Annotated in this window: 13 protein-coding genes; 8 read left to right on the forward strand and 5 right to left on the reverse strand. The window is 71.7% G+C overall.

Annotated features, from left to right (window positions below):
* The first annotated feature begins 109 nt into the window (after nucleotides 1-109).
* Together coaE and uvrB are read left to right on the forward strand one after the other, a co-directional pair.
* The gene (gene coaE, locus ACTEI_RS08525; protein ID WP_122981999.1) at nucleotides 110-1,306 is read left to right on the forward strand and encodes a dephospho-CoA kinase; all 1,197 of its coding nucleotides are present in this window, start codon (nucleotides 110-112) and stop codon (nucleotides 1,304-1,306) included.
* A gap of 622 nt (nucleotides 1,307-1,928) precedes the next feature.
* A complete protein-coding gene (gene uvrB / locus ACTEI_RS08530) occupies nucleotides 1,929-4,046 on the forward strand; it encodes an excinuclease ABC subunit UvrB (RefSeq protein ID WP_122977149.1) in 2,118 nt (705 codons plus the stop codon).
* A gap of 1,003 nt (nucleotides 4,047-5,049) precedes the next feature.
* Here the strand turns inward: uvrB and ACTEI_RS08535 are convergent.
* Nucleotides 5,050-5,385: an antibiotic biosynthesis monooxygenase family protein gene (locus ACTEI_RS08535; RefSeq protein ID WP_122977150.1), complete on the reverse strand. Its 336-nt coding sequence runs from the start codon at nucleotides 5,383-5,385 to the stop codon at nucleotides 5,050-5,052.
* 1,067 nt (nucleotides 5,386-6,452) lie between these two features.
* On the opposite strand from ACTEI_RS08535, the gene ACTEI_RS08545 reads away from it, so the two are divergent.
* Nucleotides 6,453-7,454: a TerC family protein gene (locus tag ACTEI_RS08545; RefSeq protein WP_122977152.1), complete on the forward strand. Its 1,002-nt coding sequence runs from the start codon at nucleotides 6,453-6,455 to the stop codon at nucleotides 7,452-7,454.
* Nucleotides 7,455-7,945: 491 nt separating this feature from the next.
* Here ACTEI_RS08545 and typA read toward each other — a convergent pair whose 3' ends face one another.
* Complete coding sequence (gene typA, locus ACTEI_RS08550; RefSeq protein ID WP_122977153.1) at nucleotides 7,946-9,811, reverse strand: translational GTPase TypA; 1,866 nt, start codon at nucleotides 9,809-9,811, stop codon at nucleotides 7,946-7,948.
* A 284-nt stretch (nucleotides 9,812-10,095) separates the two neighbouring features.
* Between typA and ACTEI_RS08555 the strand changes: the two genes are divergently transcribed.
* Nucleotides 10,096-10,521: an uL11 family ribosomal protein gene (locus ACTEI_RS08555; RefSeq protein WP_122977154.1), complete on the forward strand. Its 426-nt coding sequence runs from the start codon at nucleotides 10,096-10,098 to the stop codon at nucleotides 10,519-10,521.
* 52 nt (nucleotides 10,522-10,573) lie between these two features.
* Here the strand turns inward: ACTEI_RS08555 and ACTEI_RS08560 are convergent, their stop codons facing one another.
* On the reverse strand, nucleotides 10,574-11,197 hold the full coding sequence (locus tag ACTEI_RS08560; RefSeq protein WP_122977155.1) for an ATP-dependent Clp protease proteolytic subunit: 624 nt from the start codon (nucleotides 11,195-11,197) through the stop codon (nucleotides 10,574-10,576).
* A 135-nt stretch (nucleotides 11,198-11,332) separates the two neighbouring features.
* On the opposite strand from ACTEI_RS08560, the gene ACTEI_RS08565 reads away from it, so the two are divergent.
* Together ACTEI_RS08565 and ACTEI_RS37715 are read left to right on the forward strand one after the other, a co-directional pair.
* Nucleotides 11,333-11,848 (forward strand): SigE family RNA polymerase sigma factor, encoded by a 516-nt coding sequence (locus ACTEI_RS08565; protein WP_122977156.1) that lies wholly within the window; start codon nucleotides 11,333-11,335, stop codon nucleotides 11,846-11,848.
* 15 nt (nucleotides 11,849-11,863) lie between these two features.
* Nucleotides 11,864-12,565 (forward strand): hypothetical protein, encoded by a 702-nt coding sequence (locus ACTEI_RS37715; protein ID WP_122977157.1) that lies wholly within the window; start codon nucleotides 11,864-11,866, stop codon nucleotides 12,563-12,565.
* Nucleotides 12,566-12,668: 103 nt separating this feature from the next.
* On the opposite strand, the gene ACTEI_RS08575 is transcribed toward ACTEI_RS37715, so the two are convergent.
* Nucleotides 12,669-13,313 (reverse strand): MBL fold metallo-hydrolase, encoded by a 645-nt coding sequence (locus ACTEI_RS08575; protein WP_122977158.1) that lies wholly within the window; start codon nucleotides 13,311-13,313, stop codon nucleotides 12,669-12,671.
* Nucleotides 13,314-13,329: 16 nt separating this feature from the next.
* Nucleotides 13,330-14,043 carry a maleylpyruvate isomerase family mycothiol-dependent enzyme gene (locus tag ACTEI_RS08580; RefSeq protein WP_122977159.1) on the reverse strand — a complete coding sequence of 238 codons (714 nt, stop codon included), beginning with the start codon at nucleotides 14,041-14,043 and terminating at the stop codon, nucleotides 13,330-13,332.
* 265 nt (nucleotides 14,044-14,308) lie between these two features.
* Here ACTEI_RS08580 and rsgA point away from each other — a divergent pair, with 265 nt between their 5' ends.
* Nucleotides 14,309-15,340 (forward strand): ribosome small subunit-dependent GTPase A, encoded by a 1,032-nt coding sequence (gene rsgA / locus ACTEI_RS08585; RefSeq protein ID WP_122977160.1) that lies wholly within the window; start codon nucleotides 14,309-14,311, stop codon nucleotides 15,338-15,340.
* 190 nt (nucleotides 15,341-15,530) lie between these two features.
* The gene (locus ACTEI_RS08590; RefSeq protein WP_122977161.1) at nucleotides 15,531-17,345 is read left to right on the forward strand and encodes a hypothetical protein; all 1,815 of its coding nucleotides are present in this window, start codon (nucleotides 15,531-15,533) and stop codon (nucleotides 17,343-17,345) included.
* The last annotated feature ends 53 nt before the right edge of the window (nucleotides 17,346-17,398 follow it).

Consider the following 17,398-nt stretch of genomic DNA (forward strand, 5'->3'; position numbering starts at 1 on the left):
GCCCGCCCCGGCCGGGCGAATTCGGGGTGACTGTCGTCCTTGCGCCTTTCGCCAAGTCGTGACCGGCGGCCGCGAGGCGCGCGGCGTCCTGTGCCGGGATACTGAGTCCATGCTGATGGTCGGTCTCACGGGTGGCATCGGCGCCGGCAAGAGTGCCGTCGCCACACGACTGGCGGAGCGCGGTGCGGTGATCATCGACGCCGACCGGCTCGCCCGCGAGGTGGTCGAGCCGGGCACCGACGGGCTCGCCGAGATCGTCGCGGCGTTCGGCGCGGGCGTGCTGACCCCCGAGGGTGAGCTGGACCGCCCGGCCCTGGGCGCGAAGGTCTTCGGTGACGACGAGGCGCGCCGTCGCCTGGAGCGGATCATCCACCCACGCGTCCGGGCGCGCACCGCCGAGATGGTCCGGGCCGCGCCGCCCGACGCGATCGTGGTCAACGACGTACCGCTGCTGGTGGAGACGGGGCTGGCTCCGACGTACCACCTGGTGATCGTGGTCACCGCGGACCGGGAGATGCGGATCCGGCGGTTGATGCGCGACCGTGGCATGTCGGCGGCCGAGGCCGCCGCCCGGATCGGCGCGCAGGCCGACGACGCCACCCGGCGGGCCGCGGCGGACGTGCTCCTGCCCAACGAGGACGACCTCGCTACCCTGCACGCCCGGGTCGACGAGCTGTGGCGCGACCGGCTGGTCGAGTTCGAGCACAACGTCCGGCTGCGCCGGCCCGCCCGCAAATCGCCCGAGCTCAGCATCGTGCCGCCCGAGCCGGACTGGCCGCAGGCGGCCGCCCGGCTGATCGCGCGGATCCGGCAGCACCTCGGCGGCGCCATCGGCTCCGCCGAGGTCCACCACATCGGATCCACCGCGGTGCCGGGTCTGCCGGCGAAGAACATCATCGATCTGATGCTTTCCGTACGCACCCTGGCCGAAGCCGACGCGCTCGCCGACCGGCTGGCCGCGGCCGGGTTCCCGCGCCGGTCGGGGGAGTGGGCGGACAATGCGCGCCGGCTGCCGGGGGAGACCTGGCCGAAGCGGATGCACGGCTCGGCCGACCCGGGCCGGCCGGTGATCCTGCACGTGCGGGTGGCCGGGTCACCGGGCTGGCGGTTCGCGCTGCTGATGCGTGACCACCTGCGGGCGGTCCCGGCGGCGCGGGACGCCTACGCGGCGGCCAAGGCGGAGCTGGCGCTGCGGTTCGCGGACCGGACCGGCTACGCGGCGGCGAAGGAGCCGTGGTTCGACGAGGAGGCGCGGGCGGCCGACGACTGGGCGGAGGCCACCGGCTGGCAGCCGCCGATCTCCTGAGCCGGCCCGTCGTCGGCTGGGCGTGCCGGTGCCTCCGCCCCGCCGGGGGCTTCTGTCGGATTGTCGTCTCCACCGGGCGTTCGCTCGGCGTGGACCGGTGTCCCGGCCGGGCCGCGACGCACGTCCGGCGCTCGATGGCGCGGTGGGCGTTCGGTGGCGGGGAGCGGTGCTCGATGGCTCGATGGCGCGGTGGGCGTCCGGTGGCGGGGAGCGGTGCTCGATGGCGCGGTGGGCGATCGGCGGTGTGGAGCGGTGCTCGATGGCTCGATGGCGCGGTGGGCGTTCGGTGGCGGGGAGCGGCGCTCGATGGCGCGGTGGGTGTTCGGTGGCGGGGAGCGGCGCTCGCGGCGGCCGGCCGGCTCGGGAGCGCGACCCCCGCAGGTGCGCTCGCCGGATGTCGGGGCGCATCGACCGCGGTGCGGCACGGCTGGATCGTTGGGTGACCCCGACCGTGCTCGTCGGCCGCCGCGAGCGGCCTACCCCGCCAGGGTAGGGGGCGCGGTAAAGACCAGACAATGCCGCACGGTGCGGTCGAATGTGCACCATCGGCACGGCGCGGGCCGCACCGGATCCCACCGGTGGCGGGCGAAAGTTGTCGTACCCCCGACGTACGGTGGTGTGCATGGCGCTCGACATTCCACGACTCGACGGCCGGTTCGAGGTAGTCAGCGACTACCAGCCGGCCGGTGACCAGCCCGCGGCGATCGACGAGCTGGAGCGGCGGGTGCGCCGCGGCGACCGGCACACCGTGCTGCTCGGCGCCACCGGCACCGGCAAGAGCGCGACCACCGCGTGGCTGATCGAGCGGCTGCAACGGCCGGCGCTGGTGCTCGCGCCCAACAAGACGCTCTGCGCGCAGCTCGCCAAGGAGTTCCGCGAGCTGCTGCCGAACAACGCGGTGGAGTATTTCGTCAGCTACTACGACTACTACCAGCCCGAGGCGTACATCGCCCAGACCGACACCTACATCGAGAAGGACTCGTCGGTCAACGAGGAGGTGGAGCGGCTGCGCCACTCGGCCACCATGTCGCTGCTCACCCGGCGCGACACGATCGTGGTGGCCACGGTCAGCGCCATCTACGGCCTGGGCACCCCACAGGAGTACATCGAGCGCGCCGTCCAGGTGAAGGTCGGCGGCGAGATCGACCGGGACAAGCTGCTGCGCCGGCTGGTCGACATCCAGTACACGCGCAACGACATGGCCTTCCAGCGCGGCACGTTCCGGGTCCGGGGCGACACACTGGAGATCATCCCGGCCTACGAGGAGCTCGCGGTCCGCGTGGAGCTGTTCGGCGACGAGGTGGAGAAGCTCTACTACCTGCACCCGCTCACCGGCGAGGTGGTCCGCGAGGTGGACGAGCTGATCATCTTCCCGGCCACGCACTACGTCGCCGGTCCGGAGCGCATGGAGCGCGCGATCCGTGACATCGAGGCCGAGCTGGCCGAGCGGCTGGCCGAGCTGGAGCGCCAGGGCAAGCTGTTGGAGGCGCAGCGGCTGCGGATGCGGACCACGTACGACATCGAGATGATGCGTCAGGTCGGCTTCTGCAACGGCATCGAGAATTACTCGATGCACATGGACGGCCGCCGTCCCGGTGAGCCGGCCTACACGTTGCTGGACTACTTCCCGGACGACTTCGTCACCGTCATCGACGAGTCGCACCAGACGATCCCGCAGATCGGCGGGATGTACGAGGGCGACGCCTCCCGGAAACGTATCCTGATCGAGCACGGTTTCCGGCTGCCCAGCGCGGCCGACAACCGTCCGTTGCGGTTCGACGAGTTCCTCGACCGGGTCGGCCAGATGGTCTTCCTCTCCGCGACCCCGGGCACCTGGGAGATGGATCAGGCGCAGGGCGAGTTCGTCGAGCAGGTGATCCGGCCGACCGGGCTGGTCGACCCGCAGGTCGTGGTGAAACCGACCAAGGGCCAGATCGACGACCTGATGCACGAGATTCAGCTGCGCACCGAGCGGGACGAACGTGTCCTGGTCACCACGCTCACCAAGAAGATGGCCGAGGACCTCACCGACTACCTCCTGGAGAACGGCATCCGGGTGCGCTACCTGCACTCCGAGGTGGACACGCTGCGGCGGGTCGAGCTGCTCAAGGAGCTGCGCAAGGGCGACTACGACGTCCTCGTCGGCATCAACCTGCTGCGCGAGGGTCTCGACCTGCCCGAGGTGTCGCTGGTGGCGATTCTCGACGCGGACAAGGAGGGCTTCCTGCGCAGCGGCCGGTCGCTGATCCAGACCATCGGGCGTGCCGCACGTAACGTCTCCGGCGAAGTGCATATGTACGCTGACAAGATCACCCCGTCGATGCGGGACGCGATCGACGAGACGGACCGGCGCCGCGCCAAGCAGATCGCCCACAACGAGGCGAACGGGATCAAGCCGCAGGCGCTACGCAAGAAGATCCACGACATCCTCGACGACATCTACCGCGAGGCGGAGGACACCGACTCGGCGGTGGCCGGGCCGATGGTCGGTGGCGGAGGCCGCCAGATGTCGCGGGGCAAGGCGCCGGTGCCGGAGACGCGTTCCAAGGGCCGCGGGTCGGCAGGCCCGGCCCGCGAGGGCATGGCCCGGGCGGAGCTCGCGCAGCTCATCCAGGATCTCAACGACCAGATGCTGGGGGCGGCGCGCGAGCTGCAGTTCGAGCTGGCGGCGCGGATCCGGGACGAGATCGGCGAACTGAAGAAGGAGCTCCGGGGGATGGACATGGCCGGGGTGAAGTAGCCCGCTGCCGTGGTTTGGCCTGGTGTTTCCGGGCTGCGCGCGAGGTGGGGCCGTTGTGGGCGGGGAGTGCCTTTCGGAGCCCGTCAGGCTTTTGATGTCTCCGAAAGGCACTCCCCGCCCACAATCTTGCGTGGCTGGGGTGGCTGCCGCGCGTGTCGGAGGCGGGGGTGCCATCGGTTCTGGCCGCGTGCTCACCTGCGGATTCGTTCGAGCTGAGTCTTGACTGTCTTGCGGCTCGGATGCGTTCGCGGCCCGGGTTGGGCTGGTCCATGGCGGTTCTCGGCTTTGGACGCCGCGCGGCCCGGGTTGGGCTGGTCCATGGCGGTCTTCGGCCTTGGATGCCGTGCGGCCCAGGGCGGGCTGCTCCAAGGCGGTCTTCGGTTTTGGCCGCTTCGCGGCCCAGGTTGGGCTTCCGGGTGCCTTCGGCCTTCGGCGCTTCGCGGGCAGGTCTGTTCGGCCGGGCCGGGTGGGTTCGGGCTTGGCTCGGTCGGGTTTGTGGTCTGTGGCTTGCGGATCGAGCCTGGGGTGGGGGTCCGACGGATCCGCGACCCGGAGGACCGGTCCGGTGTGGTGGGCGGATTCCCGGCCTCGGACAGTTCCGGTGAGGCGGACGGCGCGCTGGTCGTGAACCGCCTTGGGCCGTGGTCGTGCCTGGTCCCGCCTCCGATCTCGGAAAGTCCTCGGTTGCCGGCGCGGTGGTCTCTGCGGAGGTGGATCCGGCCGCCGGTCGTGAACGCCTCTCGGCGATCGGGATCCGGCGGCCCTCGGCGTCAGGCTGCTCGTGCCGGCGAGCGCCGCTCCGAGTCGGGACTGTTCGTTGCGCCGGCTCGGAGGGGTGCGCCGGCACGAGCAGGCTGACGAGTCGGGACTGTTCGTTGCGCCGGCTCGGAGGGCCTCCGGCGGGGGCGTGTGCCGTTTTCGATTGATGTTCGCTCGGAGCGACCCGGCGAGTCGAGCCGTGTGCCGCCCTCGGCCGGGTGCTGGTGACGCCGGGGCCGTCCGGTCAGGCGGCGAAGAAGTCGTGATCCGGGTCGGGGCGGCCGGCCGGGGTGGCGATCTCGGTGAAGTATTCGGACAGCGGGGGCTGGGCCAGGGTGGCGGAGATCGAGGCACGCCACTGGGCGAAGCGGTCGGTACGGCGGAAGTTGTGCTCGTTGGCTTCCATGGAGTCCCATTCGACCAGGAGCACGAAGCGGTTGGATGACTCGGCGCCACGCTTGAGCCGGAGCCCCCGGCAGCCCTCGGCGCCCGCGATCTGGGGGCGGGCGAGCTGGTAGGCGGCGATGAAATCGTCCTCCCGGCCCGGGAGGATGTCGATAAGCGTGACTTCGAGGATCATGCCCGCAAGCGTCCCATACGCACCAGATGGCTAGCTTACTAGGATGCCTTAGACCGAGTTTTGCCTGGCACAGGTGTGTGCAGCCACTCGAATCCGGACCACGCCACTCGGATCCGGGCCACGCCACTCGGATCCGGGCCACGCCGCTTGAACGAAGACAGCGCTGCTCGAACCAAGACAACGCTGCTCGCAGCAAACAGTGCCGCGCCAGTTAAGAGAAGCCTGCTCGCAACGGGGCCGGCGATGTGCCGGAGCGGCGGGCGCCGACCGATCCGGGCCGACGGGACGGAGGGCCGCGGCGCCCGACCGGCATGATGGTGGGCTGCACGGTGGTGGCCCGGCGGGGTGCGGGCTGCACGGTGGTGGCCCGGGCAGGCTGCACGGTGGTGGCCCGGCGCGGGGTGCGGCGTGCACGATGGGTGGTGGCCCGGGGCAGGGTGCACGGTGGTGGCCCGGCGCGAGTGGCGGAGCGTCGCTTCTGCGGCGTGACCGCCCGCTCGGGGCCTCCGGCGGCATCGGCGGCGCGGGGAACGGTTGCACCCGCGACGGTGTGGTGACCGGCTACCCGGGTCCAGGACGGTGACCGCGATGCATGAGTGAAACGGGTGGTCAGCGCGGCGGGTCGTTGCGCCAGCCGGGGGACCGGGGCTGCGGGGGACGCCGGGTCAACGGCGGCCGGCGGTCCCTTCGCGGGCGGGAAGTGGCTGGTGAAGGCGCTGATGTACGACCTCGGCCAGCTGCCGGGTGGGTGGCGCCGGGGTGACCGCGGAGTTACGTGGCAGTAGTCGCCCCGGTGAGGGGTTTCGGAAGCGAGCCCTGCCACTGTTGGGCTCCCGGTGTGTCGATCGAGCCCCGGATGCGCAACAATGGGCAACGTGGGAGGGGAGTATTCCCCCGCTCCGGTCTCGTCAACACGGCATGCCCGGCTGGGTCACCAGCAGGGTTGACCCGGGGCCGGGGGTCGCGGGTGTCCGCGGCGGAAGAGACCTCCGACAGTCGCACGTCGCTGCTTCGTCTCGAAATCTCGAGTCGGCGCAGCGACGACACGTGTCTGCCGGAGGGTCGCATTGAACGTTTCAACATGGGTCTGGCTCGCCACCTTGGTGGCGCTGGTGGCGGTGCTCGCCGTCGATCTTCTGATCATCGGGCGTCGGCCGCACGAGCCGACGATGAAAGAGGCCGGCGGCTGGGTCGCGTTCTACGTGGCGCTGGCGCTGCTCTTCGGAGCGGGGGTCTGGGCCGTCGCCGGTGGCCGCTATGCCGGGGAGTTCTACACCGGCTGGCTCACCGAGTACTCGTTGAGTGTCGACAACCTGTTCGTCTTCGTCATCATCATGGGCCGGTTCGCGGTGCCGCGCCGATTCCAGCAGAAGGTGTTGCTGATCGGCATCGTGCTCGCGCTGGTCATGCGAGGCGCGTTCATCGCTGCCGGCGCGGCGCTCATCGCGCAGTTCTCCTGGGTGTTCTACATCTTCGGCGCGTTCCTGGTGTACACCGCCGTGACCCTGGTCAAGGGCGGCGAGAACGACGAGGACGAATTCAAGGAGAACGTGCTGATCCGCTGGGCGAAGCGGGCGCTGCCGATCTCCTCGTCGTTCGCCGACGGGCAGTTCCGGGTGGTCACCGCGGCCGGCAAGCGCCTCTTCACGCCGATGCTGATCGTGATGATCGCGATCGGCACGACCGACCTGATCTTCGCGCTCGACTCGATTCCGGCGATCTTCGGGATCACCAAGGAGCCGTACCTGGTCTTCACCGCGAACGTCTTCGCGCTGATGGGCCTGCGCCAGCTCTTCTTCCTGCTCGGCGGCCTGCTGGAGCGTCTGGTCTACCTCAACGTCGGGCTCGCCGCGGTTCTCGCCTTCATCGGCGTGAAGCTCTTCCTCGAAGCGCTGCACACCAACAGCCTGCCGTTCATCAACGACGGCCACGGGCTGCACTGGGCGCCGGAGATCCCGATCTGGCTGTCGCTGCTGGTCATCCTCGGCACGCTCGGCGTCGCCACGGTCGCCAGCCTGGCCAAATCGGCCCGCGACCGCAAGAAGGATCTGGTCAGCGCAGACCGCTGACCCAGAACCCGATTTCCAGTACGCCGTGAGCACCGCTCCCGCACACCCGTGAGCACCGGGCCCGGGCGACCGATGTCGCCCGGGCCCACGCGTAGCTACGTCCCGGGGAGGGGCGGGAGCGGCCTGGCGTCCCGGGGAGGGGCGAGAGCAATCCGGCGGCCCCCGGAAGGGGCGAGAGCAATCCGGCGGCCCCCGGAAGGGCGGGAGCAGTCCGGCGGCCCGGGAGGGGCGGGAGCAGTCCGGCGGCCCCGGAAGGGCGGGCACAGCCTGGCGGCCCCGGAAGGGCGGGCACAGCCTGGCGGCCCCGGGAGGGGCGGGAGCGGCTCGTGCCGCCCAGCGCTCCGCAGCGGGCGGCCGCAGGCGCGCGGGTGGGTGCCGTCCCGGCGGAGTGGGGTCGTACCGGAAGGGACGGTTCGTGGGGAACCCGCGGCCCGGCGCGGAAACGGCGACGCCCCCGCCGTCGGGCGGGGGCGTCGGCGCGGTGTGGAGCGTTACTGCTGGTGCTTGCGGCGGGCGGCGGCGCGGCCCCGCGCGGTCTGGTCGAGGACGACCTTGCGGATGCGGACGGCGGCCGGGGTGACCTCGACGCACTCGTCCTCGCGGCAGAACTCGAGGGCCTGCTCCAGCGACAGTTTGCGCGGCGGGATCAGCTTCTCGGTCTCGTCCGCGGTGGACGAGCGCATGTTGGTGAGCTTCTTCTCCTTGGTGATGTTGACGTCCATGTCGTCGGCGCGGGAGTTCTCGCCGACGATCATGCCCTCGTAGACCTCGGTGGTCGGCTCGACGAAGAGCTGGCCGCGCTCCTGCAGGTTGGTCATCGCGAAGGCGGTGACCACGCCGGCGCGGTCGGCGACCAGGGAGCCGTTCTGGCGGGTACGCAGCTCGCCGTACCACGGCTCGTAGGCCTCGAAGAGGTGGTGCATGATGCCGGTGCCGCGGGTCTCGGTGAGGAACTCGGTGCGGAAGCCGATCAGGCCGCGCGCCGGGACCAGCCACTCCATCCGCAGCCAGCCGGTGCCGTGGTTGGTCAGCTGCTCCATCCGGCCCTTGCGGGTGGCCAACAGCGAGGTGATCGCGCCCATGTACTCGTCGGGGGCGTCGATGGTGAGGCGCTCGACCGGCTCGTGCACCTTGCCGTCGATGATCCTGGTGACCACCTGCGGCTTGCCGACGGTCAGCTCGTAGGACTCGCGGCGCATCTGCTCGACCAGGATGGCCAGGGCCAGCTCACCACGGCCCTGCACCTCCCAGGCGTCCGGGCGCTCGGTCGGCAGGACCCGGAGCGAGACGTTGCCGATCAGTTCCTTGTCCAGGCGGTCCTTCACCATGCGCGCGGTGACCTTGGCGCCCTTGACCTTGCCGACCAGCGGGGAGGTGTTGGTGCCGATGACCATCGAGATGGCCGGCTCGTCCACCTTGATCAGCGGCAGCGGGACCGGGTTCTCCGCGTCGGCCAGGGTCTCGCCGATCATGATGTCCGGGATGCCGGCGACGGCCATGATGTCGCCGGGGCCGGCGCTCTCGGCCGGCTTGCGCTCCAGCCCCTCGGTGATCAGCAGCTCGGAGATGCGCACGTTGGAGACCGAGCCGTCGGTCTTGCACCAGGCCACGGTCTGGCCCTTGCGGATGGTGCCCTCGTGCACGCGGCAGAGCGCGAGACGGCCGAGGAACGGCGAGGCGTCCAGGTTGACGACGTGCGCCTGCAGCGGCGCGCCCTCGGTGTAGGTGGGGGCCGGGATGGTGTTCAGGATCGTGGTGAACAGCGGCTCCAGGTCGGCGCTGTCCTGCGGGACGGCGCCGTCGGCCGGCTGGTTCAGCGAGGCGATGCCGTCGCGCGCGCAGGCGTAGACGATCGGGAACTCGATCTGGTCCTCGTCGGCGTCCAGGTCGAAGAAGAGGGCGTACGTGTCGTCCACCACCTCCTTGATCCGGGCGTCCGGCCGGTCCACCTTGTTGATCACCAGGATGATCGGCAGCTTGGCCTGCAGTGCCTTGCGGAGCACGAAGCGGGTCTGCGGCAGCGGGCCCTCGGACGCGTCGACCAGCAGCACCACGCCGTCGACCATGGTCAGGCCGCGCTCGACCTCGCCGCCGAAGTCGGCGTGGCCGGGCGTGTCGATGATGTTGATGGTGACCGGCGCGCCCTCGGCCGGCTGGTAGCTGATCGCGGTGTTCTTGGCGAGAATCGTGATGCCCTTTTCCCGCTCCAGGTCCATGGAGTCCATCACGCGGTCGGCCATCTCGCCGCGCGCGTGAGACTGTCCGCCCTGCCGGAGCATGGCGTCGACCAGGGTGGTTTTGCCATGGTCGACGTGAGCGATGATGGCGACATTGCGGAGGTCGGTGCGGGTCTGCATGCGGCCATTGTCCCCGGTTCGGGTTGCCGTTCGCGGCGCGGGGTCAAGTCCGGAACATTGGGATCTTTTGGGCGTTTTGCGGGTCGGCCGGTGCTGGTCCGGGGTGGTCCCGGGTCGGGCCGAGCCGCGAGCTACACTGGTCGGCGGACCCGAGACCCCGCTTATCCAGCCGTTTTGACCCTCCCGTCAGGGCGGTAGTAAGGTCTCGGGGTTGTCGTGTGTCGTTGATGCTGGCGAGCTGCGTTGTCTCGGCCCGTGCAGCTCACCCTAAGGAGCCCTACTCAATGCCGCCCAAGAAGAAGACTCATGAGGTAACCCTCGCGCTTGAGGCGGGTAACGCCGCGATGGTCGACCTCGGTAAGATGCTCGGTCCGACCGGTGCCAACATGCGTGCCGTCAAGGTCGAGTACGACGAGGCCACCGCGAAGAACCGGGGCGAGATCATCCCGGTCATCGTGACGGTCTACGAGGACCGCAGCCACACGCTGGCCTACAAGACCCCGCCGACCAGCTTCCTGATCCGCAAGGCGCTGGGCATCCAGTCGGGCGCGTCGAACCCGCTGACCCAGACCGTCGGCACCCTCAGTGCCACGCAGGTCAAGGAGATCGCGGAGCGCAAGCTTCCCGACCTGAACGCGAACGACCTGGACGCCGCGATCAACATCGTGAGCGGCACCGCGCGTTCGATGGGTGTCAAGATCGCTTCTTGATCCCCGCGTCGGCAGAACGGCCCCGGACCTCGGTCCGGGGCCGTTCTGCGTCTCAGCGGGCCTTGGGCGTGATGACCTCGTCCAGCAGGCCGTACTCCAGGGCCTCGGCGGCGCTCAGGCTGCGCCCGGCGGACAGGTCGTCCTCCACCCGGCTGCGTGGCCGGCCGGTCACCTCGGCCAGTCGCACCACGACCTCCTCCAGCTCCCGCAGGTGCTGCCCGGCCGCGGCGGCCACCTCGTCGGCCGTCCCGGTCACCCCGGCCGCCCGCGGCTCGGTGAGTTTGAACCGGGCGTGCCGGTAGGCCGCGCGCCGGTCGGCGGCCGCCAGCACCGCCAGCGCGGCGCCGCCCGCCTCCGCGGTGACCAGCGAGTGCACCGGGGACACCAGCGCGTCGAGCACGTCGACCACGGCCAGAGCGGCGCTCAGATCGCCGCCCGGGCACGCCACGTGCAGCTGGATCGGCGCCTGGCCGGCCGCGTCCAGGGTGAGCAGGGCCGCCGAGAGGGCGGTCGCCACCTCGCTGGTGAGCTGGCCGCGCAGCATCACGATGCGCTGTTCGAAGAGGCGTTCCTCCAGCCAGCCGGGGAGACCGGGGCCGGCGGGTGGCAGGTCGGCCGGCTGGTTCGGCTGCTGCGGCGGGAAGCCCCACCGCGACGGATCATGTCTCAGGTTCATGCGGCGCCTCCACGTCTGCCGGCGGGCTCCCGCCAGCGTACGTGGGAAACAGCCGCGACTCCGGGGTCCGGCACCGGCCATGCAACCCGTGGTGTCCGCGAGTCGTCAGGGAGGTGTGACAGCGAAGGAGGTCTCGTGAGAAACGAGCGCGACGAGCAATTCCACCGCTTCGTGGTGTCCCGGAGATCCGGTCTGGTGCGTACGGCGACCCTGCTCACCGCGGGTGACCCCCACCTGGCGGAGGACCTGGTCCAGTCGACGCTGACCAAGCTCTACGTGGCTTGGCCGTCGTTCCAGCGGGCCGGCAATCCGGACGGTTACCTGCGCCGTGTGCTGGTCAACGCGTTGACCGACGAGAAGCGGCGGTGGTGGCGTCGGCGGGAGGAGCCGATGGCGGACGTGCCCGACCGGGCCGTGGCCGTCGACCCGTTGGCGCACGGCGAGCTGGCGGACGGGCTGCGCGCGGCCCTGAAGCAGCTGCCCCCACGGATGCGGGCGGCCCTGGTCTTCCGCTACGTCTACGACCTCGACGTCGCTGACACCGCCGACGCCCTCGGTTGTTCCGAGGGCACGGTGAAGAGCCAGACCGCCCGGGCCCTCGACCGGCTCCGGGCCGTCATCGGCCAGAACCCGTCACTCGCCCACCTCTGAGCAGGGAGGAATCCCATGACGAATCTGCGTGAGCAGCTCGCCGGCCTCGCCGGGACGCCGATCGAGACGACCACCGCCCAGGCCGACGCCGACCTGGCCCGCGGCCGTGGCGCGCTGCGCCGCCGCCGGGCCGTGCAGACCGCCGCCGGTTCCGCGTTCGCCGTCGCCGTCGCGGCCGCGGCCGTCGCGTTCACCACGGCCGGCAACCCCACCGACGCCGCCCCGATCGCCGGTGCGGTGCCCGCCACCGCCGTCGCCGCGCCCACCACCGGCTCGTTCCAGCTGGTCGCCTACACCGGCAAGCAGCCCGCCGGCTTCTCCGTGGACCGGGTTCCGGCCGGCTGGGAGGTCCAGGGCATCGACGAGTACTCGCTGGTGCTGGCCCCGGAGGGCGCCAAGCCACGGAACAGCGCGGCGCCGCTGGGCGACACCGCCGACACCGACCCGAACAGCTTCGTCGGCAAGGTCGCCGTGATGCTGCAGTCGGTCGACGAGAAGGGCACGCCGTCCGGCGAGCGGGTCCAGGTCGGCGGGCTGGCCGGCACGCTGGTCAAGAAGGAGGGCAACAGGGACGGCCGCACCCTGTACGTGCCGCAGCCGTCCGGGGTGAACCTCCAGGTGCAGGTCTGGGACGGGATCGGCTGGTCCGCCGAGCAGATCGTCGAGTTCGCCGAGGGCATCCACGTCAACACGAACGCCAAGCCGGGCCGGGGCTGACCGGGCAGTAACGCCGTGCCCGGCCGGCAGTGACCGGATAACAACCGACGACAGACACCGGATCCGGGCGCGCCAATCGCCCGGATCCGGCGTGCATCAAGCTTTACCAGCCGCGCGCACGCCACTCGGCCAGGTGCGGGCGCTCGGCGCCCAGAGTGGAGTCCCGGCCGTGGCCCGGATAGAACCAGGTGTCGTCCGGGAACCGGTCGAACAGCTTGCGCTCCACATCGTTGATCAGCGACTCGAAGTTCTCCCGCACCCCGCGGGTGTTGCCGACCCCGCCGGGAAAGAGGCTGTCGCCGGTGAACAGGTGCGCCCGGCCGCCGCCCGGTTCCTGATAGGCCAGCACGATCGAGCCCGGGGTGTGGCCGACCACGTGGATCACCTCCAGGCTGTGCCCGCCGACCTCGACGGTGTCGCCGTCCTGCAGGGTGCGGGTCACCACCGGCAGCGGCGGCGCGTCCGCCGCGTGCGCCAGCGACGCCGCGCCGGTCGCCCGGACCACCTCGGCCAGCGCGAACCAGTGGTCGCGGTGCTGGTGCGTGGTCACCACCGTGGCCAGGCCCGCGTCCCCGGCTAGTTTCAGCAGCTCGGGCGCGTCGTTGGCGGCGTCGATCAGCAGCTGCTCGGCGCCGGCGCTCAACAGATACGCGTTGTTGTCCATCGGGCCGACCGACACCTTGGTCAGCGTCAGCCCGCCGCCGAGATCCCGGACGCCCGGCGCCTCGCCGGTGTACTCCGTGGTCATCGCTGCCTCCGAGGGCTCATTTCCAGCGCACCGGCCGGGGAAGCTCGCCGTCCGGCGAGACGGTCAGGTCGGCGCCGTCGGCGCGGCCGGCCAGCCACGCGGCGATCGACCGGGCCGGGCCGCCGATCACCGGGGCCTGCGTCGTGCCGGTGGGCGAGCCGACCGTCAGCGGGTGCTCCAGGCCGAACGGGCGCAGCACCATCGCCGGGGCCGACGCCGGCAGGTCACCGGCGATCTCGCGGAGCAGCCGCAGGGCGAACGCGTCCGGCCAGTCCGCCGGGGTGTAGCCGCGGCCCAGGTCGACGTGGTGCACCTCGACCTCGCGCAGCCGGGCCCACGGCACCGCGGCCGCCGAGCGGTCGATGACCGGCAGATGGAACGTCCAGGCGGTGGCCGGCATCGCCGCGGCGGCGTCGGCGAACCGCTCGTGCGCGGCGCGGATGTCGGCGATCTGCTCGGCCAGCGGCCGCGCGGCGCCGGCCGCGATGCCCGCCTCGCGCGCCGCGGGCGACGGGTACGGCGGCGTCTCGACGCCGGTCCGTGCCCAGGTCAGCAAATTCGTGTACGCGTCGGCGTTGCGCGCCACGTGGGTCAGCACGTGCCCGACGGTCCAGCCGGGCAGCGCGGACGGCTCGCCGACCACCGTGTCGTCGAGCTGCTCGGCGGTGCGCAGCAGTGCCTCGGTGGCCTGCTCGACGTCGGTCATCAGCACCAGCGGGTCGATCGTCATGCGCGCACCGCCCCACCCGGACAGGTGGCGAGAGCGCGGGGCAAAGGCGTCACGGGAACGACCCTAGCCGGTCCCGGGACGAAACCCGCGCGCTGTCCACAGGCCCGCGGAATTCGGTTTCGCGGCGGTGACCGTGACCGTACCGTCGGTGGGCGAGACGCGCCGCCAGACCGGACCCGCGGAGGAGGTGAGGCACGTGTCGTTCGTCGTTGTCGCGTCCCTTCACCCGGGGGCCTTCGCCCCTCCCCGACCGTAAAGGGTTCCCATGTCGTATCACCTGTCCCAGCTCGGCTGGGACGAGACCTTCGCATCCGCATATCGCCGCTTCGACCGCCCGGACACCGCCCCCGGCCGGGTGCTGCGCGCCGACCGGGGGATCAGCACCGTGCTGACCGCGGACGGCGTCACCCGTGCCAGCCTGGGCGGCAACGCGCTGATCGAGGCCGCCCGCGACCCGTCCCGGCTGCCCTGCGCCGGCGACTGGGCGGTGCTGCGCACCTGGCCGGACCGCCGGGTCACCCTGGAGCTGGTGCTGCCCCGGCGCACCGCGCTGATCCGGCGCACCGCCGACAAGGATTCCTCCGGCCAGGTCCTGGCCGCCAACATGGACACCGTCGCGGTGGTCGAGCCGATCTTCCCGGAGCCCAGCGACGCCCGGGTCGAGCGGCTGCTGGCCCTGGCCTGGGAGTCCGGCGCCGACCCGGTGCTGGTGCTGACCAAGAGCGACACCGCCCGCGATCCGGGCGCGGTGGCCCGGCAGCTCGGCGAGCTCGCGCCCGGCGTGACGGTCCTGCCGGTCAGCGTGCAGCGCGGCGCCGGCCTCGGCCCGTTGCGCGAGCTGGTCGCCCCGGGCCGCACCCTGGCCCTGCTGGGCCGCTCCGGCGCCGGCAAGTCCACCCTGGCCAACGCCCTGGCCGGCACCCCGGTCATGCCGGTGCAGGCGATCCGGGACGCGGACGGCAAGGGCCGGCACACCACGGCGTACCGCAATCTGATCACCCTGCCCGGCGGCGGCTGCGTGGTGGACACCCCGGGCATCCGCGGCGTCGGCCTGCTCGACACCGGCTCCGGGCTGGACCGGGCGTTCGCCGACGTGCTGGCGCTGGCCGGGCGCTGCCGCTTCGACGACTGCGGGCACGAGGCCGAGCCCGGGTGCGCCGTGCAGGCCGCGCTCGCCGACGGCTCGCTGCCCCCGCGGCGGCTGGCCAGCTGGCGCAAATTGCACCGCGAGGTGGCGGTGGAGAGCGGGCGCCGATCCGCGCGCCTGGCGACCGCCTCGCGGCGCCGGCGGCACTGACCCGGCGACCGCGACCGGTCGTGGCGCGCCGCGGTCGCGCGGTGAGCTGAGCGTGACCGTGGTGCGCCGATCGGCGTACCGCCGAATCGGGCGCACGGGCCCGGATCGCGGCGTAAGCGCACCTCACGCCGTGCCCCGCCGCTGCGCCGCGTGTTCCGGCCCGGTGCCGGGCTCTGGCAGAATCCTCCCGGTGCGTGCGGCGGAGGAGATGCTCGAGAAGCGGGAAAGCGTGCCGTCCGGTGCAGTCGTGCCGGACGGCCGGACCGGTTTCGCCGGTTGGCGGCGCGCCGATCTCGGGGTGCTGCTGAGCTTCCTGGCCCTCGCGGTGTTCGTGCTGATCCGGCTCTGGGCCGACCCGAACGGCCGGATCCTCGACCGCAACGACGACGACCACGGCATCTTCCTGTTCATGCTGGCGCACGGCGAGCGGGTGGTCTTCGACGGCGCCTCGCCGTTCTTCGAGGCCCACGTGAACGCGCCGGTCGGCGTGAACATGATGGCGAACACCTCGACCCTGGCGCTCAGTCTGCCGCTGGCCCCGGTCACCCACTTCCTGGGCGCCGGGGTGTCGGTCGCGCTGCTGCTGACCCTGGGCCTGGCCGGCACCGCGGCGGCCTGGTACTGGTTGTTCGCCCGGCATCTGGTGCGCAGCCGGGTGGCGGCGCTGATCGGCGCGGCGTGGTGCGGGTTCGCCCCCACCATGATCTCGCACGCCAGCGGCCATGTGAACTTCGTCAACCAGTACCTGGTCCCGCTGATCGTGTGGCAGGTGCTGCGGCTGCGCGAGCCGGGCCGGGCGGTACGCGGCGGGATCGTGCTGGGCCTGCTGATCGTGCTGCAGATCTTCATCAACGAGGAGACGCTGCTGTTCATCGCGCTCACCATGGGCATCTTCGTGATCTCCTACACGGTGATGCGCCCGGGTGTGGCGCGCGCGGTGGCGCGGCGTTTCGTGGCCGGGCTCGGCGTGGCCGCCGGGGTCGCGCTGACGCTGGCCGGTTACCCTCTGTGGTACCAGTTCTTCGCGCCGGGCAACTACCACGGTCAGCCGTTCGCCCCGTCGGACTTCGTCACCGACCTGTTCTCGGTGGCCGCCTTCCCGCGGCAGTCCGTGGCCGGGTCGGAGACGCTGGCCCAGCGGCTGAGTGTCAGCGCCACCGAGGACAACACGTTCTTCGGCCCGGTCGGCCTGGTCATGATCGTGGTGGCGACCCGGATGCTGTGGCGTTCGGCGGCGGCCCGGTCGGCGGCCGTCGCCGGGTTGGTGCTGCTGCTGGCCTCGATGGGGCCGAGGTTGCAGGCGGGCGGGACCCGGACGTCGATCCCGCTGCCGTTCGGCCTGATCAGCCACGTGCCGGTGATCGACCTGGTGAGCGTCACCCGGTTCGCCATGGTGCCGGCCACGATCGCCGGGGTGCTGCTGGCGCTGGCCGCCGACCGGATCCGGTGGTCGTCGCCGGGGCGCCGGCGGCGGTTCTGGGCCGGCATGGCGCTGGCGCTGGTCCCGCTCTTCCCGACCCCGGTGCCGGTGATCCCGGGCGACCCGCTGCCCGAGTTCCTGACCGCCGGGATCTGGAAGCGCTACGTGCCGCCGGGCCGGACCCTGGTGCCGGTCCCGCTGCCGGACGTGACCGTGGGGCGCACCGCGCAGCGCTGGGCCACCCTGCAGAACCTGGACTTCGCGGTGCCCCGCGGCTACTTCATGGGCCCGACCGACCCGCCGGGCGACCGTACCGGCTCCTGGCGGGCGCCGGTCCGGTTCACCTCCGAGCTGCTGATCCAGGTGCAACTGACCGGGATGCGGCCGTACCTGAACGACGAGGCGCGCAAGCGGATCGTGGCGGATCTGGTGTACTGGCGGGCGTCGGTGGTGGTGCTGGTGCCGCAGAGCCAGAACGCCCCGGCGCTGCGGGCCACCCTGACCGACGCGCTCGGTGAGCCGCAGCTCGTCGGCGGGGTGGAGATCTGGGACGTACGGTCGTTGCCGGTTCCCCCGGCCGAGTGACGGTCCAAGGTCCGTTCTGCGGGAATGTCCGCCATGTGCGAGGCGCTGCACCT

The organism is Actinoplanes teichomyceticus ATCC 31121 (genome assembly GCF_003711105.1).
Lineage (GTDB): Bacteria > Actinomycetota > Actinomycetes > Mycobacteriales > Micromonosporaceae > Actinoplanes > Actinoplanes teichomyceticus.